This window comes from Flavobacterium piscis (assembly GCF_031457575.1).
In the GTDB taxonomy this organism is placed as follows: domain Bacteria; phylum Bacteroidota; class Bacteroidia; order Flavobacteriales; family Flavobacteriaceae; genus Flavobacterium; species Flavobacterium piscis_A.
This window is the reverse complement of sequence record NZ_JAVDWQ010000011.1, coordinates 139,008-163,825: the sequence shown is the minus strand read 5'-3', so window position 1 is coordinate 163,825 and position 24,818 is coordinate 139,008. Positions and strand designations below refer to the sequence as shown.

Here is a 24,818-nt window from a genome sequence, read left to right as displayed (position 1 = left end):
TATGAAGAAAATTTTACTATTCTTAACTTTATTTTACGGTTCGTCACAATTACTCTACTCTCAAGATAATGAGGGTGGAGTTGTTTCGTTTTCATTACCTATCCGAAATTCATTAAAGTTTAATAGATATCTAATTAACCCAACATTTAGTTTTGTACGTGAGCAAAATCCAATTTTAAGTTTTTATAATAAAAGACAATATGTACAATTTGATGATGCCCCCAATACATATCTTTTCAATTATTCAGGTCGTTTAAAAGAAAATGATGCATATGCTATAGGCTTATTTCAGCAAAATTACGGTTTGATGACTGTATTTGGCGGAGTAGTTAATTTTGCGCACAATATTGTATTACAGGAAGACAGTAATTTAACTTTTGGATTAAACGTTGGTGCTTATCAAAGTGGTTTGGACAAAGGAAAAATAATCTCTGATGATCCAAGTTTAGACGGAGATTACCCTTCAAATACATTGCTTACCGTAAATCCGGGAATTAATTATGGTACAGCTTTTTTTGATTTCGGATTATCAATGAACAATTTAGTGTTGTATAATTTTGGTTCCGGAATGATAAAAGATGATCCCGAAAGAGCAATTGTATTGCATGGAATGTACACCGGATATATTGATAGTTATGGATTTCTTAATGAAAGCAAATTTTCCGGAATTGTTAAAACAGAAATTAAACAGGATAATACAATAGTTTCAGGGTTAGCCATGCTTACAATTCCCCAAGGAATTTGGGCACAAATGGGTTACAATACATTATACGGAATTTCAGCAGGTTTGGGGATTAATATTACACCTAGCATTGCTATTGAATATAATTACGAGAGAGGAATGGGAAATTTTACCAATTTGGGTCCTTCTCATGAGTTTGCAATTGCTTATAAATTTAAAAGCAGAAACTACTATTATGGCGATGATGAAGAAGGTTCGCTTATTGATCCGACGAAAGCAAAACCAGTAATGGCAAAAAAACCAACTACACCAATTACAAGAGTAGATGGTGCAACAAAAGCTAAATTGGCGGCAGATGCCAAAGCGAAAGCCGATGCCGAAGCCTTGCAGATAAGGTTGGCAGCTGCAGAAAAAGTTAAGGCTGATGCCGAAGCAGCTGCTAAAGCAAAACTTGAAGCTGACAATAAAGCCAAAGCTGACGCTGAGGCATTAAAAATCAAACTAGAAGCTGATGCAAAAGCGAAAGCCGATGCCGAAGCTGCAGAAAAATTAAAATTATCCCCTGAAGCCAAAGCCAAAGCCGATGCTGAGGCCTTAAAAATTAAATTAGCTGCCGATGCTAAAGCGAAGGCGGATGCAGAAGAAGCAAAACGTAAAGCTGCAGCGAAAGCGAAAAGTGAGGCAGCAGATTTAGAATCTATTTTAGCCGCTGATGCCAAAGCTAAAGCTGATTCTGATGCACTTCAGGCCAGATTAGCCGCTGAGGCCAAAGCCAAAGCCGCTGAAGCTGCAAAAACTAAAGCCGCACAAGACGCAGCCAATAAAGCAAGATTAGCAGCTGAAGCGAAAGCGAAAACTGCGGCCATTGCTGCAGAAAAAGAAAGATTAGCGGCAGATGCCAAAGCGAAAGCGGATGCAGAGGCAAGAGAAGCCAGAATTGCTGCCGAAGCCAAAGCTAAAGCCGATGCCGAAGCTTTACAGGCAAAATTAGTTGCTGAAGCCAAAGCCAAAGCCGATGCTGAAGCCCTACAAGCCAAATTAGCTGCCGAAGCTAAAGCCAAAGCCGATGCAGAAGCTATACAGGCAAAATTAGCTGCAGATGCAAAAGCTAAAGCCGATGCTGAAGCCCTACAAGCCAAATTAGTTGCAGACGCCAAAGCTAAAGCTGATATGGAAGCTTTACAGGCTAAATTACTAGCTGATGCTAAAGTAAAAGCAGATGCTGAAGCTACTGCCAAAGCTAAAGCCGATGCCGAAGCTAAACAGTTACAACAAGCTGAAGAAGAACGTCAGGCCAAATTAGCTGCAGACGCCAAAGCTAAAGCCGATGCGGAAGCTTTGCAGGCCAAATTAGCAGCAGACGCCAAAGCGAAAGCTGATGCTGAAGCTTTGCAGGCTAAATTAGCAGCAGATGCGAAAGCTAAAGCCGATGCCGAAGCTTTGCAGGCTAAATTAGCAGCAGATGCGAAAGCTAAAGCCGATGCTGAAGCTTTGCAGGCTAAATTAGCAGCAGATGCGAAAGCTAAAGCCGATGCCGAAGCTTTGCAGGCTAAATTAGCAGCTGATGCGAAAGCTAAAGCCGATGCTGAAGCTTTGCAGGCTAAATTAGCAGCAGATGCGAAAGCTAAAGCCGATGCTGAAGCTTTACAGGCTAAATTAGCAGCAGATGCGAAAGCTAAAGCCGATGCTGAAGCTTTACAGGCTAAATTAGCAGCAGATGCGAAAGCTAAAGCCGATGCCGAAGCTTTGCAGGCTAAATTAGCAGCTGATGCGAAAGCAAAAGCCGATGCTGAAGCTTTGCAAGCCAAATTAGCAGCTGATGCGAAAGCTAAAGCTGATATGGAAGCCTTACAAGCAAAATTATTAGCAGATGCAAAAGTAAAAGCGGATGCTGAAGGTGCAGAAAGATTAAAAGCTGAAGAAGAAACAAGACAATTAAAATTAGCCGAAGATGCTCGTCAGGCTAAATTGGCGGAAGATGCCAAAGCGAAAGCTGATGCTGAAGCACAAGCCAGATTAGCAGCATCTGCAAAAGATGAGACGGCAAAAGCAATGGATAATTTATCAGAATCAATTGATGTGTCAAGTAAAGAACAAGATGATTTATTAGCACAGTTTAAAGCTACTTTAGCCAGTAAACAAAAAGATCTTGATGATTTAAGAGAAGAAAACGATTTAAGTGAAAAAGGAATTTATAAAGAGCCAAAACCATTCAAAAGCGTTGCTGCAGAAAACAGCCAGATGGAAGCTTTAAAATTACAAATTGCCGAAGCCAGCCGAAGCCAAAATGCTGAAATTGCAAAACTGACAAATTTATATAATGAAAGGCTGAAAAAAGTACCAAATAAAAATGATGCCTTAAATAAAGCATATTTAGAAAAAATAAATCAGTTGAAAGCAGCACAAATACAAGCAGAAAAAAATAATGCTGAAATGCTTGCCAGTTTAGAGCGTATTAAAACTGAAACAGAAATAGAGAGAAAACGTAGAATTAAACGTGCTGCATACGAAAATGATCAGGGAAGATACGCACAAGATGTGGCCGCTCTTAAACGTATAAAAGAAACTACGAAAGTCAGCAATACACCATTAAAAGCAAATGATTTTGATTTTGGAGAAGATCAGTCAAATATGCAGATTATCAAGAATATTAAAAATTCGGAAAGTGGTTATTACCTTATTATTGCAGTTCATAACAGTGTAGAAAAACGTGATGAATTTTTGAGAAAAGCTGTTGCCGCCGGACGTTCAGATGTTAATTTCTTTTATAATGTAACAACAAGTAAATATTATATCTATTACGAGAAATTTGAAGGTTTACCTGAGGCTCAAAAAGCATTAGAAGAAAAAGGAAGCAAACCATATAATGGTAAAATGGCTATCGTAAAAGTTGAAAATTAATAGCAGTTAGTATAAAATATTAAAGTCATTACTTCCTAAATTTTTAGGGAGTATATAAATAAAAGTTTTAAAGCGCAAAAATTTTATTCCCTGAAAGCCCCTTTAGGGAATAAGACAAAGCCCAAAAAAGTAAATACCATGAAAAAACCTACTACTTTTAAATCCGTTTTAGTTGTATTATTTTTTATACAAAGTTTTATTGTTTTCTCGCAAAAAGATTTCACTGCCCGTTATGATACGAGTTTAAAAGGCGATATGCTTTTGATAGGCAATAATATTCTGAATAGAGATAACAATAGAAATGGTGAACGGCCAAACAATGCCTTCAATTCAACTAGTCAGAACAATAACGATCTTAATATGCAGTATATTGATATCGATAGTGATGCTACCACGTTTAGTTCAAGTTCGGCAAATTTAGTTATACCAACAGGTAGTAGAGAATGTTATAAAGTTGTGTATGCTGGACTTTATTGGGCTGGTATTTATAGTAAAGGTGCTGTTGATAACGGCACCGTTAATCGTGCTAACTTAGGTTCAATTAAATTTAAGCTTCCTGGTCAAACGAATTATACCGACATCACTGGTTCATTAATCTATGATTATTTTCCGGCGACATCTAATGGTGATCAGATGCCGTACGCTTATTATTATGATGCAACGACTCTGGTACAAGCATTAGCTAATCCTGAAGGAACTTATACGGCGGCAAATATTATTTCTGCAAGAGGTACGATAAATGGTGGTTTTTCTGCAGGCTGGAATTTATTTGTAGTATATGAGGATCCTAAATCATCTGCAAAATATATTACTTCTTTTGATGGTTTTCGTTGGATTCAGTCTTCAAGCGGCCCGGTAACGTATCCAATTTCAGGGTTTAAAACTATTCCAACAGGAGTTGTAAAAGCAAAACTTGCGTTTGCAGCTTTAGAAGGGGATGTTAATCTTACTGGTGACAGATATTCTATAAATAATACTGATATTTCAACGACTGAACGCCCTATTAATAACTTTTTTAATAGTACTATCAATGATACTTCAGGGCCTTATACTAATAGAAATCCAAATAGTGGAAATACCCTTGGTTTTGAAGCTGGAATAATTAATTTAAATAACGCTTCAAATTCAATTATTAATAATAACGACACATCTGCGGTGTTAAAACTGAGTACCAACGGAGATGGTTATGGGCTCTTTTTTAATGCATTTAATGTTGAGATCATTGAGCCAAAAATTGTTCTAACTAAAATTGTAAAAAATTCTGCAGGTGTTGATATTGGTGGGCAGGATGTAACTTTGGGTCAGCAATTAAATTATGAAATTGGTTTCAGAAATACCGGCAATGATAACGCTACTTCTTTTACTATTAGAGATCAATTGCCAATAAATATTATTTTTAATTATCCTGGGGACATAGTTTCCTTGCCAACAGGAGTGACAATCCAAAGTTATGATGCGACTACAAGAAATATTGTTTTTGCTATCGATAATAATGTAGTTAAAGTTGGAGACCCTGAAAAAATAATTAGTTTTAAGGTTCAGGTAGTTCCGGATTGCCATATGTTAAGTGAAGCATGTTCAAACAGTATTGATAATTCTGCTTATGCTACTTATAGAGGAACACAGAATACAACTTTTATAATTTCTGATGATCCGAGTGTGAATGTCAATACCGGATGTATTTTAATTCCAAAAGCTACTAACTTTTTAGTTGGGATTGATGGTTGTAAGTTTGAAGAAAACGTTACTTTATGTGGTGAGAGTATAAATCTTGTAGCTGCAAATGGATATACAAATTACACATGGTACAGTGACGAAGCCCGTACCAACCAAATTGGAACAGGACAAACATTCAACGTAAGAAATCCGGGAACATACTATGTATACAATTTAGCAGCTGCTCCTTGTAGATCTATTTATCAATCATTTGTTGTAACCAGATTTGGTAACACCACAGAAAATCCTGTAATTCCTTTTGCAGATCAGGTAGTAACTTGTTCTAATGATGGAAAAAGATTACCAAATATTTTCTTGTGCGGTGCAAATGCATCAAGACAAATTACAACGAATATTTCAGATGCTTCAAGTATCGTTTGGGAAAGACTAGATGAGGCAAGTTGTACTGCAGTAACTAATCAAAACTGTGCTAATGAAAGTAATTCATGTACCTGGATTCCGGTTGGAAGTGGTGGAAACTACAATGCAAGTATAGCTGGTCAATATCGTTTAACATTAAATTATGCCGGCGGATGTTTTAACCGCTTTTATTTTAATGTTTATACGAATTCATTAAATGCAACTGAAATACATGAGGATATTATTTGTGGTACCAATGGTAGTATTACTATTGAAGGTGTACCAGCTGGATATGAATATGCACTTAGCACAGATCCTAATGGCACTGTAGGAACTTATCAGACGAGTAATACTTTTACTATTAGTAATCCAAATTCATATACAGTCCACATCAGACAAATTGGTGTAACTACAAATCCTTGTAATTTTACAGTTCCAAATATTCTTATCAGAAGAAGAAATTTAGAGATAAGCACCTTTGTAACTCAACCTTCATGTTTTGGCGAAAAAGGAGCTATAAAAGTAGGAGCTCTTAATATTGATCCACAATATTACTATTATATTTATGATGGCAGTACTCTTGTAAATAGCGTGGGTCCAATTAATGAATCAGATTATACTTTTGATAATTTAACACCTGGAATATCGTATCGGGTTAGAGTTACTAATAGACCGGTTAATGGTAGTCCGGCACCTAATTGTGATGTGTCAGAGTATATCTACATACAACAACCGGTAAGTGCTATTGTAGCAACGGCGGCTTTGGTAGAACCATTAACCGCTTGTAGCAATGGTAAAATTGTTGTATCAGCAACAGGAGGAAATTATGCTCCATATTATTATTTTATAAACGGATCTTCTACATTTCAAACATCGAATGAAATTGAAGTTACTGAACCGGGAGTCTATGAAATTAGAGTAGTTGATTCTCAAAATTGTAGTACAACAACATCTATTACTATTCCAAACGCTACAAAACCAACTTATACAATATCAAATACCAATAGTAATTGTTATAATGATAATTCACAAATAAGTGTAAATGTTACAAATGCTAACGGATATAGTATGTCGTATAGTATTAATAACGGAGGATCTTTTCAAACGAATCCTGTATTCTCAAATTTGCAGCCTGGAACTTATAATGTTGTAGTAAGATATGGTATATCCTATATACCACAATGGCAGACTCAACCACAAATTAAATATTGTACAGATCCTGCACAGCAAGTTATCATTTCTGGGCCCGCTTCTGCAGTAACAGCTTCTGGTGGTGTAGCTGCATTGGCCGGTTGTACTTTGCCAGATGGGAGCGGTGTTAACCAAGGGGGTAAATTAAGAATTAATAATGCCCAAGGAGGAACTGCGCCTTACCAATACAGTTTTGATAATGGAACGACCTGGCAGAGTTCTAATGAAAAAGATGTATTGCCTGGTCAGTATATTTTAAAAATAAGAGATGCGTTAGGTTGTGAATTTACAATTCCTTATGATATAATTCTTGACCAAAAACCTGCAGAACCAACCATTACTGTAGAAGATCCGGTATTTAATTGTAATGGTACTGCAACTAGTACAGTAACCGTTACAAATGGAACTTCAGCAAATTATAGTTACGAATATTATTTGGATGGCGTTCCTAATGCTCCAATTACAAATAATGTGTTTTTAGATGTTCCTTCCGGTACGCATACTATCTCTGTTAAGTATAATGTAACTACTGTATCTACTTATAGTAATTTATTGCAAGAAGACTTTGGTATAGGAGGGTATACTACAACTCCTGGAATCAGCCCGCTTTATTGTTTTGAAGATGAGACGACTCCTCATCCAACTAACTGGCCGGCATTATGTGGTGATATAAATGATTATCAAATTAATGACGGTAAATATGCAGTTGCGAGTTCTATTAATACGAACTTTGGTGGCTCTTGGATTTTTGCAAAAGATCATACACTGCCAGCGAACCCTCTAGGAAGATTCCTTTGTGTGAATGTTGGAGCATCTGCTGGTGTTGGAGGTATATTATATAGTAAACCTATTAATGATGTGATTCCAAACCAGCCAGTAATTATTTCCTTATGGGCGGAAAATTTAATTGTTGGATCTTCTACAAGCCATGCAGATCCGGAATTAACAATTCAATTGATTAATAATTTGAATGGTGTTGGTGGTCCTGAAACCATTGTTGCTACAACTGATACTACAAATCCTTGGAGAATACCTAAGAGCGAGCAGTGGGAATACAATGAATTATCATTAAATCCTGGGACCTATAATAATTTAAGTTTTGTTATTCGTTCATACAGTATTCAGTTTAACGGTAATGATGTACTTTTAGATGATATTTGGGTTCGTCAGATACCAGAGTCCTGTATTGCTCAAAAAGATTTTCCAATTTTAATTGATAGTAATAGAGCATTTACAGCGTCAATAACAGGATTTAAAGATCTTACATGTAGCGGATCTAACGATGGAGAAATTACAATTTCAGCTCAAAACTTTAATCTGCCTTATGGATTTGATTATTCATTAAACGATGGAACGACATGGATAAACTCTAAAGTTTCTCCAGTGACGGCTACAGGGTTAGGAAGTGGAAATTATAATATCAGAGTACGTTTTGATGCATCTGCCTCTAGTTGTGTTTTACCTCTGACTCATGAAATAAATGCACCGGCAGCATTAACAGTTACTGCGCAGGTAACGACACAGCCTACCTGTACTACAGGGGCTTCAATAACAGCTACAGCTTTAGGAGGAACACCTAGTTATCAATATGAATTAAGAGAATCTAACGGTGTTACAGTAGTAGTTCCGTTTCAGAGTTCCAGAGTGTTTACTAATGTAGCTTCCGGATCTTATACAGTGGTAACACGTGATGCTAATTCTTGTGCGTCTCCAGCATCGGTACAAGTAGATATTAATGCTCCAACGCCACCAACAGCATCATTGGACACTACTTCAGATTTATGTTATGATACTACAAATCAATCAACACTTGTGGTAACAGCTACAGGTACTGGTGTACTAACATATAGCTTAAATGGCCTGCCTGCTCAAACATCAAATACATTTACAAATGTTGGGCCTGGTACTCATAACATTATTGTAACAGATAGTAACAATTGTACTGCTACAATAAGCGATATTGTTATTGCACCACAATTAGGAGCGATTGCAACAATTTCTAAAACATTAGATTGTACCAGTGTTTCACCAGATGCTACTATTACGGTAAATATTACCGGAGGAACTAGTGCTTTTACTTATAGAGTAAGAAGAGGTGCCGGAGCTTACGGATCAAGTAATGCTGTGACTGGAACATCATTTGTTTATTCAGCAAGTACTGCCGACATTTACACTTTCCAAATTACTGATGCAACAGGTTGTATTGTAACAGTAAATGCAACAGTAAATGCAATTATAAATCCTACTATTACAGCGACGAAGATTGATGCTACTTGTAATGGAGCAGCAACAGGTTCAGTGCAATTAGTGGGCGCCGGAGGATCAGGAGGATTTACGTACTTATTCTATAATAGTTCAGTAACTCCAGCCCCTACAACATTTATAGCGCAATCTAATTATACAGGTTTAGCTGAGGGAACTTATTCTTACCAGGTAATGGACAGTAAAGGCTGTACATCTGTTCTGGGAAGTATTACAATTAATCAGCCAACAACTTTAACAGCAACTGCTTCTGCAACTACATTTACATGTAATGCATCAAATGTAAAACAGACAGCTACTGTAACTATAGCAGTTCCTACAACAGGTACGGCACCTTATCAATATAGTTTTGATGGTGGAACAACTTTTACAAATACACGTACTTTACCTGTAACGGATAATGGTACAAATCAAACTATTTCTTATGTAGTTAGCGATGCTCAGGGTTGTAAAACACCTGTACAGACTATTACTATTAATAGATTAAATCCACCAACAGATATTACATTTAATGCTGCTGCAGTTACCTGTACAGCAACTACTACTACCGTTACGGCAGTCGCTACAAATGGTGTTGGAATTATAACTTATTCAATTACATCACCAGTTGCTTCTGTGGTATCTAATACAACAGGTGTTTTTACAGGATTAGCACCGGGAACGTATAATTTTAGAGCAACGGATGCTAACGGATGTTATTTTGATAAGCCATTTACAATTGCTGCCGTGACTCCGATTTCAATTGTTGGAAACAAAGACAACGATGTATTATGTAGAGGAGGTTCAACAGGTAATATTACATTTACAGTTTCAGGTAATGCAACAGTTGGGGCATATACAGCTACTTTAACTGCCGGAACAGGTACCCTGGTAAAAACTGGTAATACAGTAACTTTATCAAATGTACCAGCAGGAACTTACACAGTTCAGGTTACAGACGATGCAACAGGATGTACTAACACAGCTACAATAATAGTAAATCAGCCTGCAAATGCTTTAACTTTTACTGCAACCAGAACTAATATTAGTTGTAATAATGGTCTTGCACAAATTACAATAACTGCAAATGGTGGAACTCCAAATTATACTTATGCAGTTGTGAGAGCCGGAACAGCAGCTCCAACGGTTTATGCAAGTGGAAATGTTCTTTCAGTTGATACTAATTCTGGAGCCAATTTAAATTGGGATGTTTATGTAAAAGATGCAAACGGATGTATCACTACAAATCCGGTTGCAATTAGCAGCGATGCTTTACCAACGGTTACTGCTTCAAACAGTAATCAATGTACAGGATCAGGAAATTCATTTATACTTACTGCGACTGGTACAGGAATTGCGCCTTTAACGTATAGTATTGACGGGACATCTTTTCAGGCGAGTAACATATTTAATGTTCCTGCAGGAACTTATACAGTTACGGTAAGAGATGGTAACGGGTGTACTGCAACAACAACAACTCCGCTGGTAATTTACCCACAATTAGCAGTTGTATCATCTGTTACTAAAGAACTGGATTGTACACCAACACCTAATGCAACTATTACAGTTGTCATTTCTGGGGGTCGTGCTCCATTTAGATACACAGTAACTAAAGGAACCGGAACTCCAAGTGCACTAAGTGCCCCTATTTCTGGACCAACATTTACATACAATGTAATCCAGGCTGATGTAGATAGTTATATTTTTGCAGTAACAGATGCTAATGGTTGTTCAACCTCATCAACAACAACTGTAGTTGGAATTGCCAATCCATCAGTTACAGAAACGCATGTTAATCCATCTTGTAATGGAGGAAATAATGGTTCTGTAGAACTTGTTGGTGCAGGTGGATCAGGTGGATATACTTACAGCAGCAATGGAACAACGTATACTCCAAATGCTACTTTCTCAGGTTTAGCAGCAGGAACTTATACTTTCTATGTAAAAGACAGTAAAGATTGTACAGGAACAGTGATAGTTAATTTAACGGCACCAAATCAATTGGAGGCTACAGTTACAGAAGTTCCATTTACATGCGATATAGCAAATTCAAAAGTAGCAGGATCAGTAACAATTAATGCTACAACCGGAACAGGAACTGCTCCATATCAATACAGCTTTAATGGAGGTGATTTTGGTAATGCAAATACTTTTACTTTAAATGACAATGGTGCAGACCAGAATTATACTTATTCTGTTAGAGATGCACAAGGTTGTATAATTTCAGGCTCAGGGACTTTATTTAGATTAAATCCTCCAACAGATTTAACTTTTGCTGCTAATGCAATTACTTGTACTGCGACAACAACAACAGTTACATTAACTGCAGTAAATGGTGTAGGAATTCTTCAATATGAAACGATTGCTCCATCCCCAGTAATTATTGCTAAACAAACATCTAATTCTTTCGCAAATCTTGCTCCGGGAACTTATATGTTTAAAGTGACTGATGCTAACGGATGTTTCTATACTGAGGCACATACTATAAACCAGGTTACTCCAATTACCCTTATTGGTACTAAAATAAGCGATGTATTATGTAATGCAGGAAATACTGGTTCAGCCAGATATACTGTTGCAGGATACGCTGGTACATACAGCTATACTGTAAATGGAGGATCTGCAGTTACAGGACAAACTGCTTCAACAATTAATTTAACGAATCGTATAGCTGGAGATTACACTGTTATTGTTACAGATGAAGTGACTGGGTGTACAGAAACAGCTTTGGTTACAATAAATGAACCAGCAGCGCTGTCTGCTACTTATGCAACAATTAATGGAAATTGTGCTGTTACTACTTCAAGTGTAACCGTTACTGTTACAGGTGGTTCACCAGTTTACAGATATTCATTTGTAGAAAATAATGCAGCAATAGGTGCCTATACCAATTCTAATACTGCGAATTTAGACGCTGCAGTAAATACAGAATGGGATGTTCATATTATAGATGCTAATGGTTGTACTTTAAAATTAGATATTACTATTGCAAGAGATGTTGTTCCATCAGTTACTGCTTCAGCAACAGGTCAGTGTTTTGGCGTAGGAACCTACACAATCACTGCAACTCCAGGAGCAGGGTTAGTAGCTCCGATAACGTATAGTATTGACAATGGCGCATCATTCCAGACAGGAAATACTTTTGTAATTTCAGCACCAGGAAACTATACCGTTAGAGTTAGGGATGGTAACGGCTGTACAGCTAACAGCAATGTTGTTATAGTTGACAATATATTAGGATTGACAGCTGTATTGGATAAAGATATTACATGTACTGCACCAATGGATGCTCAGGTTACTTTAACTCCAAATGGAGGAAGTGTTCCTTATACTTACGAATCTAAAGAAGCCCTTGGAGCATACACGGCTCTGGCTTCGAATGTTTTCAATACATTGAATCCTGGAAGTTATACTTTCAGAGTTACCGATGCTAACGGATGTGTTTTTGAAACTACAACTCCGATTATTATCACGGCAACAGTTCAACCAGAGATCACGTCTGTTACGCAAACACAAAGTATTAATTGTAGTGGAGATGATACTGCAGCCATTGCTATAGTGTATGATGCTACTAAAGGTCAATCTCCGTTTTTAATTACTGTTTTAAATACTACTACCGGTGTTGATTATGGAACGCAAACTTCGGGATTGGCAGCTGGTAACTATACAGTTACCGTTACTGATGCCAGAGGATGTTTTGATACTCAAAACATAGTGATCTCAGAACCTTTGCCTATAACCGTGATTCATCATTCTGTACCTATTACTTGTAATATTTTAACTGGAATATCTAAAGGTTCTGTTATTGTTGATAGTGTGACAGGGGGAGTAGGTCCTTACAACTATTTTGTTACTGGCGTTAACGGATATGACGAATCTGAGTTAAACAATCTGGGAACTACCTCAGTAAGTTTCAATGTTGTAGATTTTGGATTATATCAGATTAATGTTGTAGATTCAAATGGATGTTCAGTATTAATTCAAAATGTTTTAGTTGCTTCCCCACCGGAAGATTTAGATATAACTGTCACGCCTCCACCTGCAGATTGTTCTGCTTTAGGTTCTGCTGTTGTAGCAATTGGTGCTGCATCAACAGCTATTACGGGTGATGGTCCTTTCCATTTTGCTGTTTACACTGGGCCTGGAATGACATATACTGGTCCAACTGCACTTCCATGGTATGATGAAGATGGTTTTGAAAGTAAAAAAACTACTATTCCTAATTTAATACCAGGTGTTTTATATACTTTTATAGTACACGATGCTTACACAGGTTGTTATTATTTTGAAACTGCGGAGTTGCCTATTCCAACCAATTCAACCTTAACTACAAGCGCACTTACTTCAAATAATATTACTTGTCGTGGCAATGCTGATGGAAATGTAACATTTACAATAAATAGTACATACACATCAGATACACCAATTAGTTATGAGATATTTAATTCTCTATCTATGGTTTCTACTGGTATAACAGGAACAGGAACGGTACCAACAGGCGGAAGTTTAACACTTTCAAATATTGGCTCATTGCCTTTTGGAAATTATATTATAGTAGTAAGTGAAACAGCTGGTGCTACAAATGCCGGATGTAGTGTTGCAACAGTGCCATTTAATATTACTGAATCTGCAATTGATTTATCAGTTACAGCTTCTGTTTCTAAAAACGCAAATTGTAATCCTAATTCTGGTGTAATTACTGCAGTTGCAAAAGATGGAACAGCTCCTTACTCTTATTTATTATTACCTGCTTCAGATCCTGCTCCAAACGCAACTACTGCTGGATGGGCTTCTGCTAATACATTTAATAGAAATGCAGGAGATTATGTTGCTTATGTAAAAGACGATTATGGTTGTATCAAACCATTCCCAATAACTTTAGACAGAGATGCAGATCCAACAATCAACCCTGTTGCTGAAATATGTTATAATGGAAATCCATTTACAATTACGATAACAGGAACAGTTGATCCTGCAATTAATGGAGGTGCTACATATAGCGTAAATGGAAGTGCTTTCCAAACAAGCCCAAACTTTACATTCAATGATTCAGGTACTTATAATTTAGTAATTCAGGATGGTAATGGTTGTACGGCAACAACTTCGTATGAAGTAAAACCACAACTATTCTTAAGTGCTTTATTGACAAGGGAATTAGATTGTACAGCGACACCAAATGCAGAGATAACATTAACTGCAACAGGAGGTTACAATACTTCTTATACATATGAGTACTCTACAGATGGTGGAGTTTCCTATACAACGATGGCTAGTAATGTTTTATCTACAAGTGTTTTAGGAAATTATATCTTCAGAGTAAGTGATGCAAAATTACCTGTTGCTTGTCAGGCCACAACAACATTTACATTAGACGCTATTCCGCCAACTGTATTTACAACTACGCAAACACATGTAAGTTGTTTTGGTGGTAATGATGGTACAATTACGGTAAATGTTTCTTCTGGTGTTGGTTCATACGAATATCAATTGGATGCAGGAGCATTCCAATCATCAAATATATTTACAGATTTAACAGCTGGTACTTCATACGTTGTTACAGTTAGAGATGCAAAATCGTGTGTATATAGTAATGCACCAATTACAATAACACAGCCTAATGATTTAACAGCCTCGTCAGTGGTTACAATTTCATTGACATGTGCTTCTGGAAATGTCCCAACTAAAGCAGTTGTTACAGTAACAGCTTCTGGGGGAACATCTCCTTATCAATATAGTTTTGACGGTGTAAATTATTCGGATGTCAATACATATGAATCTTTTGTTGGAACAACGTTCGATGTTTTAGTAAGAGATGCAAAAGGATGTTTTTTTCCTTTAGTCGATGGAGTTAATATTCCTGCCTTGAACCCGCCAACTATTACAAATATTGCTGCAACACCAATCTGGTGTAATCCGGTTGCTAACACAACAAGTACTGCTACTATAACAACTACAAATGGGGTTGGGCCTTTGAGTTATGCAATACTTGCACCAGCAAGTGCAACATCAAATGTTTCTGGTGCCTCAAATGGTGTGTTTACAGGATTAGCAGACGGTCCTTATTTATTTGAAGTAACAGATGCGAACGGATGTAAAGACCAGGAATCAATTACAATTAATCCAGTTACAAATATTACAATTGATGCGCAGCTTGTAAGGAACGTTACTTGTAATGGAGCTGCAGACGGAGCCATTAGATTTACAGCGGCTAACTATGCAACAAGTTATACTGCGAATTTGATCGCTGGAACAGGGACATTAGTACAAACAGGTAATACTGTAAATGTTACTGGTTTAGTTCCAGGAACGTATACAGTAGAAATTAGAGACAATACAACAGGTTGTACAGCAACTGCATCTATTGAAGTAACACAGCCAAGTCCGGTTGTATTAACATTGGTAAGCAATGTGAATGCAAATTGTAACTTTGGTGCAAGAGTATCTGTTTCTGCTGCTGGTGGAACTCCTGGTTACAGATATGCTTTTGTACAAAGTGGAGTAACTCCTGTAATGGGAGACTACGATACTGTTGCAAGTGCAGTCTTAGATCCAACTGTAAACACAGCTTGGGATGTTTATGTATTAGATGCTAATAATTGTCCTGATATTTTAAATGTAACAATAGGTACAGATGCATTGCCAACAATTGATTCATCTGTAGGACTATATTGTTATACAGGTGGCCCGGTTCCTATTACGATTACAGGAACTTATGTTGGTACACCAATGTTTAGTATTGGAAACGGATACCAGTCTAGTCCAGACTTTGTATTGAATGCGCCAGGAAATTACACATTCTATATTCAAGATGGAAACGGATGTATTACACCAAGTCCATATACTTTAAACCAGGAATTGTTATTACAAGCTACTTTAACACAAGATTATACTTGTGCAGGAGATGCTTCAATATCATTATTAGCAACTCAGGGAACGATTACTTATACTGATTTTGATGTTAGTTTTAATGGAGGAGCTTACACAGCAGTAACATTGCCATTGCCTTACACAACTAACATTCCTGGAATTTATACTTTCAGGGTTACAGATAGTCAGGGATGTCAGGCTGCTTCTGTTTCTGTTGAAGTAACAGACAGAACAACTCCAACAGCAACAGCTATTGAAAATAATGTGAGCTGTCCGGGTGGTTCTGACGGAAGTATTGTTATTACGGCTGCTGATGGTGTGTTACCATACAGATATAGTATTGACAATGGAGTAAGTTTTCAAGATTCTAATATTTTTACAGGTTTAGCAGCTGGTTCATACGACATCGTTGTACAAGATGCGAAACAATGTATTTCAATTATATTGCCAGTAACCATTACAGAGCCTAATGCTTTAGTGGCTACAGCATTTTTAACTCAAGGATTAACTTGCGGAACAGGAAATGCGGCTCAGGCAGCAACTGTTACAGTTACTGTTGATCCAACAACAGGTACTGCTCCATATCAATATAGTTTCAACGGAGGAGTGCGTTATGGTAATGAAAATGAGTATACTACAACGACTTCAGGTACTGTTACAGCATATGTTAAAGATGCTAATAACTGTGTGATTGCTGTACCAGTTGATGTAATTATTCCTGCATTAGACCCTCCAACGATTGATACAGTTACCGGAACACCAATCTGGTGTAATCCTGGAGCTAATACTACAAGTACCGTTACGGTAAGTGTTAGTCATGGTGTTGGAACATTAAATTTTGAAATTACTTCTCCTGCGAGTGCGGTTTCAAATGTTTCAGGAGCATCTAGCGGTGTATTTAGCTTATTGCCTGCCGGTACTTATATTTTCAAAGTTACAGATGCAAATGGTTGTATAGATGAGGATACTTATACAGTTGATCCTTTAGTAAACATAACTATAGCGGGTCAGTTAGTGAATGACGTAGTTTGTAACGGAGTAGCAAACGGTTCAGTTAAATTTGACGTTGATAACTTTGACGGAACTTATACCGCAACATTAATTGGCGGTCCAATGACTGGAACGTTAACTCAGACAGGCAAAGTGGTAACACTTACTAATTTACCAATTGGTACTTATACAGTTCAGGTAATCGATAATGTGACAAATTGTGTTGAAACAGCTTCGGTTACTGTTGGTCAGCCTGATGCATTATCATTAACGCAAACCGGAAATATTAATGCAAATTGTAATTCAGGTGCTCAGGTTGCTGTTACGGCAGCAGGAGGTACTCCAAATTATCAATATGCATTTGTTTTGGGTACAGGTACTCCAGCGCCAGGGGATTATTCAAACAGTAATATTGCTGTCTTAGATCCTGCTTTAGGAACAAACTGGAGAGCTTATGTATTAGATGCTAATAATTGTGAAACATTTATTCCTATCACTATTATAGTAGATCAGTTGCCAAATGCTATTACCACAAATATCGTAAGCCAATGTCCTTCTGCTACGGGAGATTATACCTTTACGGTAACCGTAGGAGGTGGTGTAGCACCTTTCGAATACAGTATCGGAAGCGGTTTCCAGTCAAGCAATACTTTTACAGTAAACGCACCTGGAACTTATGATGTAATAGTTAGAGATGCTAATCAATGTGAAGTTACTGCAACTGCTGCCGTGACAATAGTACCTGTGCTGCAATTAGAGACCTCTATAACAGCATTGCCAGGTTGTACCGTTACTAATAATGGTGTGATTACTGCAACTGCAACAGGTGGTTCAGGAACAGCAAATTATAGATATACCCTGGATGGTGGAGTTATTGTTACAACTACTCCTGCAGTTTTCAATAACGTTACTCCAGGTAACCACATTGTTCGAGTTAGAGATGTTGATACCACTTGTGATTTTGAAGTAGTTGTTTACGTAGCTCCAGCTACAACTATTACCGGATTTACATTAGCGAAAACAGATGTAACTTGTAACGGGGGTAACAATGGTACAATTACAGCTAGTTTAACTGCAAGTTCAACCGGAGTAAATGACAACCCAATTTATACATATCGATTAACAGGAACTACTGTTTTAGGTGTTGCTGTAAGCAGACCAAACCAGACAAACCCTGTTTTCGAAAACTTAGAAGCAGGAGATTATACGGTTATTGTGACTTCTGGCAGAGGATGTGAGGATTTTGAAGATGTTACAATTTCACAACCAGCTTTAATTACAGTTGGAGCTCCGATAATTGTACAATACGGATGTACTGCTGGTACAAATGCTTCAAATTATGCTACAGTTACTGTAGGTACGGTAGCTGGTGGATCTGGAGCCTATACTATCTACGAATTTGTTAGAAATGGTGTAGTTGTTCAAAGAGGTTCTGAAACTGTTTATATTGAATCAGATTTCTTAGGAGGCAATTATTCTGTAAATGTTTTCGACGATAACGGATGTACAGGTTCAAGCGCAGGAACAGTAACAGTGAATCCTTTCATTAGTTTAGATGCTGTTAATGTTGTTGTTAATGCAGGAATCACTTGTGTTTCAAATGAAGACATTACTGTTACCGTGACTTCTACAGGAGGAACACCGGTTCTGTTAAACTATACAGTTACAGGTACAAATGGTAACCCATTTAACCAGTCCAATACAAATGGTAATTTCACAGGCTTAACAATAGGAGATTATTTAATCACGGTTGTAAACCCTGCTACAGGATGTACAATCCAAAAAATTCATTACGTTAACGAACCTAATACTTTCGAAATTAAAGCAACACCAATTAACAGAAACATCTGTTACGGTACAAACACCGGAAGCGTTGAGTTAACTTTTGTCGATAATCAATTAGTTCCTGCTGATGAAGCTGGTCCGTTTACTTACACGATTACGGGTCCGGTTCCAAGTACCGGAACAACAACAACTGCTGGTCCAATTGTAATTTCTAATTTAACCGCTGGCCAATATACTGTTGTTGCTAAATTAATTAATAGTCCTGAATGTGAAGTTTCTACTGTATTTAATATAGTGCAACCAAGTACACAATTAGCAGTTACAACAACGCAATCAGAAATTACCTGTAATCCAGGTAACAATGACGGTGAGATAGCCGCTTCTGCAACAGGTGGTTGGGATAATAATTATGAATATGAATTAGTATTGAATGGAGCGACTGTAGTAAATTATTCAACTCAGTCTAACTTCACAGGCTTATCTGCTGGAGTATATACAATCAATGTGAGAGATGGTAATGGATGTCCTGTATCAACAACAGCAGCATTAGTTGTACCTACACCAATTGTAATTACAGCGAATGCAAATACTCCGGTACTATCATGTTTTGGAGATAAATCGGGTGTAATTACTGTTAATCCTCCAACAGGTGGTCAAGGAAGTAACTACATGTACACTTTAAATATCCTTTCAGCAGATCCTGTTATTGTTTCTGGTCCACAGCCTGATCCAATCTTCACAGGTTTAGGAGCTGGAACTTATAGCATAACAGTTAGTGACGGATTTAATTGTACTGCTACAACAACTGATATTGTTATTACAGAACCAACAGAAGTTATACCAAGTTTAGTATTAGCTGCCTCGCAAACATGTAATACTCAATCAACACTTACATTGAGTGCTGTAGGAGGTTCTGCGCCATATGCTTATAGCACAGATGCTACTTTTGCAACAATAACAGGTTCTTTTACCTCTTCGGTTACTTTTGCTGTACCAGTAGGAACTTACCAATATTATGTAAGAGATGCTAACGGTTGTGTGGCTACCATTTCAAATGAAGTTAAAATAGATGCTTTACTTCCGTTAACAGTAGACTTAGATGTTACCAATGCAGTTGTAAAATGTACTGGTGAAGCTACAGGAGTTATCGTAGCTGAAGCAAAAGGTGGTTTAGGTAACTATCTTTATACTTTAGAAGATACTACTGGAACTATTGTTCAAGGGCCACAGGATAACGGTAGATTCGAAAACCTGATTATTGGAAACTACAGAGTAAGAGTTGATAGTGGAGATTGTAACAGTACATCTGTAGATGTTGAAATTACCCAGCCTGCAACAGCTTTACAAGCAATATTTACAGCTACTAATGTTTCTTGTTTCGGAGAAAACAATGGTAAAATTGTAGTTACAGCTATCGGTGGAACAGGAACTATTAAATATGCTATTTCTCCTGATTTGAATCAGTTTGATTTCATTAGCACTTTCGATAGACTAGCGCCAGGTACCTACAAAATAATTGTACAGGATCAAAATGGATGTTATATCATCGAAGATGTTGAGATTACTCAACCAAATCTATTATTCGCAACACTTACTCCGGATTCTATAATTCCAGAAGAATGTAAAGGTGATAATGATGGTTCTTTTGTTGTTGATATTCAAGGCGGAACAGCTCCTTATACAGCTACTATTGATAATATAGATGGCACCTATGTTCCTGTTATCGGAACACAGCATACTTTTGAAAATCTTGCCGGAGGTACACATACTGTTTTCATAAAAGATGCTTTAAATTGTATTTACGAGTTTGAGGTAGTAATGCCTGATTCAGTAGTTCTTGATCCAACATTTGAAATTAATTACGACTGTGTCAACAATGCTAGTGCTAATATGGTAACGGTGACAATTGATGCGAGCATTACAAATCCGGCGGATGTTGATTATTCTCTTGATGGAAGCGGAACTTACCAAACAAGTAATATCTTTATGAATGTTGCTCCGGGAACTCACTTCATTGTAGCAAGACATAGTAATGGTTGTGAAGTTCCAACTGCTAATTTTAGCATAGTAGCTGTTGCTCCATTAACTTTAGCATTATCAGGAGGTCAACCTGAAATGAATGTAATTTCGGTTACAGCTGGAGGTGGATCACCTGCTTATGAGTACAGTTTCAACGGTGAGCCGTTTACAACTTCTAACAAATACAAAATCTACCAATCTGGAGATTATGAAGTTATAGTTAGAGATCAGAATGGTTGTACAGCGACATTAATCGTACCAATGACTTATATCGATGTTTGTATCCCGAATTACTTTACTCCAAACGGAGATGGTCTTTATGATGAATGGGGTCCTGGTTGTACTAATATTTATAACAACCTTGAGTTCTCTATTTTCGACAGATACGGACGTGTGATTGCTAAATATCGTTATGGTCAAAAATGGGATGGTAGATACAATGGCGAAGAATTGCCTACTGGTGATTACTGGTATGTTCTTAAACTAAATGACGCGAAAGATGCAAGAGAGTTTGTTGGACATTTCACTTTATACAGATAACAAAATAATAGCCCCTATGATGTTGTCAAAAAAAATTATTACAATGAAAAAATTAATAGTATCCTTAGTACTCATGGCTGTAACATCAGGTTACAGCCAAGAGTTAAACCTACCAGTGTTTACGCAGTATTTAGCTGATAACCCTTTTGTACTTTCACCAGCGTATGCCGGTATTGGTGACAATCTTAGAATTAGAATCAACGGACTGACACAATGGGTCGGAATTAAAGGCGCACCTGAAAATCAATCTGCCTATGCCGATTTTAGGATATTGGACCGTTCCGGAGTTGGTATTTCACTTTATAATGATAAAAATGGATATACAAGACAAACAGGTGCCAAGGTTTCGTTTGCCCATCATATCATTTTAGATTATTATTCCAAGCAATATTTGTCTTTTGGTCTTTCCTATAACTTTAATAGTTTTAGGATTGATACAGACGAATTTAATACTGACATAGAACATCCTATTTTAGATCCTACAATAACGGATAATCGTTATACATCAAATAACAACTTTGATATTAGTGCATTATACCGTAACAGAAATTTTTATTTGAGTTTTAATGCCAATAACGTATTAAAGAAAAATGTAGATAAGTTTAGAGGAGTAGAACCTGACTTGCTTTCTAATTATCAGGTTTACACAGGTTACACTTTCAGGGATGGTGAAAACAGCCGTATAGAATATGAACCATCTGTTTACTTTCAGTATTTTGCAAGTGACAAACGTTCCAGTACCGATTTTAACTTTAAATACAGACGTTACAATCGCTATGAAGATTATTACTGGATTGGGGTTTCATATCGTATGCTGAATGACCAGTTCGCAAAACCTTTATCCGTTGGTCCAATGGCTGGTTTCATGAAATCTAAATTCTATTTTGGATATTCGTATCAGGTTATGTTTAATGATTTAGGTGCTTACAATTCAGGTACCCACGTGGTTACCATCGGATTTGATTTCCTTCAGTCTATCAGTAACTGTCCTTGTACACAAAGTCCGGTTCACGATTAATTTGTTTACGAGATTTAGAACAAAAATATTGTAAACGCTTTAAGCAATTATTTAAAAACGAATCGCAAGATTGTGTGGTTTTACCTCAATAATTTGATATAAACCATCGGGATCATTAAATTTGAATAAATCAATTTGATTTATGAAAACAAAACTTTCGTTTTATACCCTGCATATATGTTTATGCCTGGCTTTTTTATTTTTGCCTTATGCATTTACATCGGCTAAAACAATTTTCGTATGGCCTAATTTGTATTCTAATGTACATGATCGTATTTATTTCTTTATCTATTTTAGTCTATTATGTTTTTTTTATTTTAACTACTATTATTTAATTCCAAAATATTATTTTTTAAACAGGCAATTTTTATATTTTATAATTATTGCCTGTTTTCTTTTGTTTTTTCTCTGGATTTCAAGATTCTTAGATCATCCCGATCATAATTTTTTAGATTTTGGAAACCGCCCAGGCTCTTTTTTAAATAACCCAAAACCTTTTGAAGGAGGAATGAAACCTCCTCCACATTTTCAAAATATGCCACCCAGGCCAATGTTTTTTGACACTACCGGCAGGCCTCCAACCCAATATGGACACACCGCTTTAGTATATTTACTGGGGATAATTTCAAGTTTATTGTTTGCTATTTCGGGACGTTTGCAAAATGTAGAAAAAGAAAAAATGAAATCGGAACTGGCTTTTTTAAAAGCACAAATCAATCCGCATTTTTTGTTTAATACATTGAATAGTATTTATGCTTTGGCTTTAAAAAAAGACGATAAAACACCCGATGCTGTCATACAACTATCCGAGTTAAGTTAGATATATTAAACAGTGATGTAACTAACCAATCCAAGCATAAAATCGGGATTACATTTTACTCACCGTTGTTGTCTTATTTCGGAATTACAGAAGGGAATTACCTGGTTTCTAAAAACACTGAAAAGGCCAATGGATACGAAACGATAATGTTTCCTGTTCAGCCACATTTGTCTATTTGTTACATTCAAAAAGAAGGATAAGATAGATTAAAAAAAACAGGTCTTTTGTTTTGCCTTTTCTATCCTGATATAGTTGACAGAAAAGGTTTTTTTAGCCGGAGCAGATGCTAAATTAATATTTGAATTTGTGTTTAATATTTAATAAACGAATTTATTTGTGAAATTATAACGATTTCGTTCTTTTGATTGTCAATTTTTTGGTTTATTCGAATTTATAACTACCTTAAAAGTTCTATATTTGTTTTTCTTTCAGAAAAAACTAAAAATATTTATCAAATGAAAACTTTAAACGATTTCGATTTTAAAAATAAAAAAGCAATTATCCGTGTTGATTTTAATGTGCCTTTGGATGAAAACTTCAATGTAACAGATGCTACACGAATCGAGGCTGCAAAACCAACCATTGATGCTATTTTGGCACAGGGCGGAAGTGTAATTTTAATGTCACACTTAGGAAGACCAAAAGGAGTTGAAGAAAAATATTCATTAAAACATATTTTAAAAACAGCTTCAGAAATTTTAGGAGTTCCAGTTCAGTTTGCTGAAAACTGTATTGGAGATGCAGCTCAGACGGCAGCTAAAAATCTTAAACCAGGCGAAGTTTTATTGCTTGAAAACCTGCGTTTTCATATGGAAGAAGAAGCAGGAGATGTTGCTTTCGCAAAAGAATTGGCATCACTTGGGGATATATATGTAAATGATGCGTTCGGAACTGCACACAGAGCACACGCTTCAACAACGATTATTGCACAATTTTTTCCAACAGAAAAATGTTTCGGAACATTATTGGCAAAAGAGATAGAAAGTTTGAATAAAGTGCTTAAAAATAGCGAAAAACCGGTTACAGCTATTCTTGGAGGTTCTAAAGTATCTTCAAAAATCACCGTTATCGAAAATATCTTAGACAAAGTAGATCACATGATTATTGGTGGAGGTATGACTTTTACATTTGTTAAAGCCCTGGGTGGTAAAATAGGTAATTCTATTTGTGAGGATGACAAACAAGAGTTAGCACTTGAAATTTTAAGACTTGCAAAAGAAAAGGGAGTTCAGATTCATATTCCGGTTGATGTAATTGCTGCTGATGATTTTTCAAACACAGCAAACACTCAAATTATAGATGTGAAAGAAATTCCTGACGGGTGGCAAGGTCTTGATGCAGGTCCAAAATCCCTTGAAAATTTCAAAAAAGTTATACTGGAATCTAAGACAATTTTATGGAATGGTCCACTAGGAGTTTTTGAAATGGAGTCATTCTCTAAAGGAACAATTGCTTTGGGAGATTATATCGCTGAGGCTACTAAAAATGGGGCTTTCTCATTAGTTGGCGGAGGTGATTCTGTTGCTGCTGTAAAACAATTCGGATTTGAAGATAAAATGAGTTATGTCTCTACAGGCGGGGGAGCAATGCTTGAAATGTTAGAAGGAAAAGTACTGCCTGGCATTGCAGCTATTTTAGACTAAACATCAGAATTAACATTTTTTTTAATGCTTTTTAGCGTTAATCTG

General features: G+C 36.7%; 5 protein-coding genes. All 5 read left to right on the top strand.

Translation table 11 applies throughout. The annotated features are described in order from the left end of the window. The first annotated feature begins 1 nt into the window (after position 1). The 5 genes from J2W48_RS16015 (at position 2) to J2W48_RS15995 (ending at position 24,773) form a co-directional block, all read left to right on the top strand. Positions 2 to 3,583, top strand: a complete 3,582-nt coding sequence (locus J2W48_RS16015; protein ID WP_310282659.1) for a PorP/SprF family type IX secretion system membrane protein — start codon at positions 2 to 4, stop codon at positions 3,581 to 3,583. 138 nt (positions 3,584 to 3,721) lie between these two features. Beyond that, the gene (locus J2W48_RS16010; RefSeq protein ID WP_310282657.1) at positions 3,722 to 21,292 is read left to right on the top strand and encodes a T9SS type B sorting domain-containing protein; all 17,571 of its coding nucleotides are present in this window, start codon (positions 3,722 to 3,724) and stop codon (positions 21,290 to 21,292) included. A gap of 43 nt (positions 21,293 to 21,335) precedes the next feature. Then, positions 21,336 to 22,310 carry a PorP/SprF family type IX secretion system membrane protein gene (locus tag J2W48_RS16005; RefSeq protein ID WP_310282656.1) on the top strand — a complete coding sequence of 325 codons (975 nt, stop codon included), beginning with the start codon at positions 21,336 to 21,338 and terminating at the stop codon, positions 22,308 to 22,310. A 142-nt stretch (positions 22,311 to 22,452) separates the two neighbouring features. Beyond that, positions 22,453 to 23,130, top strand: coding sequence for a histidine kinase (locus tag J2W48_RS16000; RefSeq protein ID WP_310282654.1), 678 nt, complete (start codon positions 22,453 to 22,455; stop codon positions 23,128 to 23,130). 455 nt (positions 23,131 to 23,585) lie between these two features. Beyond that, positions 23,586 to 24,773 carry a phosphoglycerate kinase gene (locus J2W48_RS15995; protein ID WP_310282653.1) on the top strand — a complete coding sequence of 396 codons (1,188 nt, stop codon included), beginning with the start codon at positions 23,586 to 23,588 and terminating at the stop codon, positions 24,771 to 24,773. Positions 24,774 to 24,818: the final 45 nt, after the last annotated feature.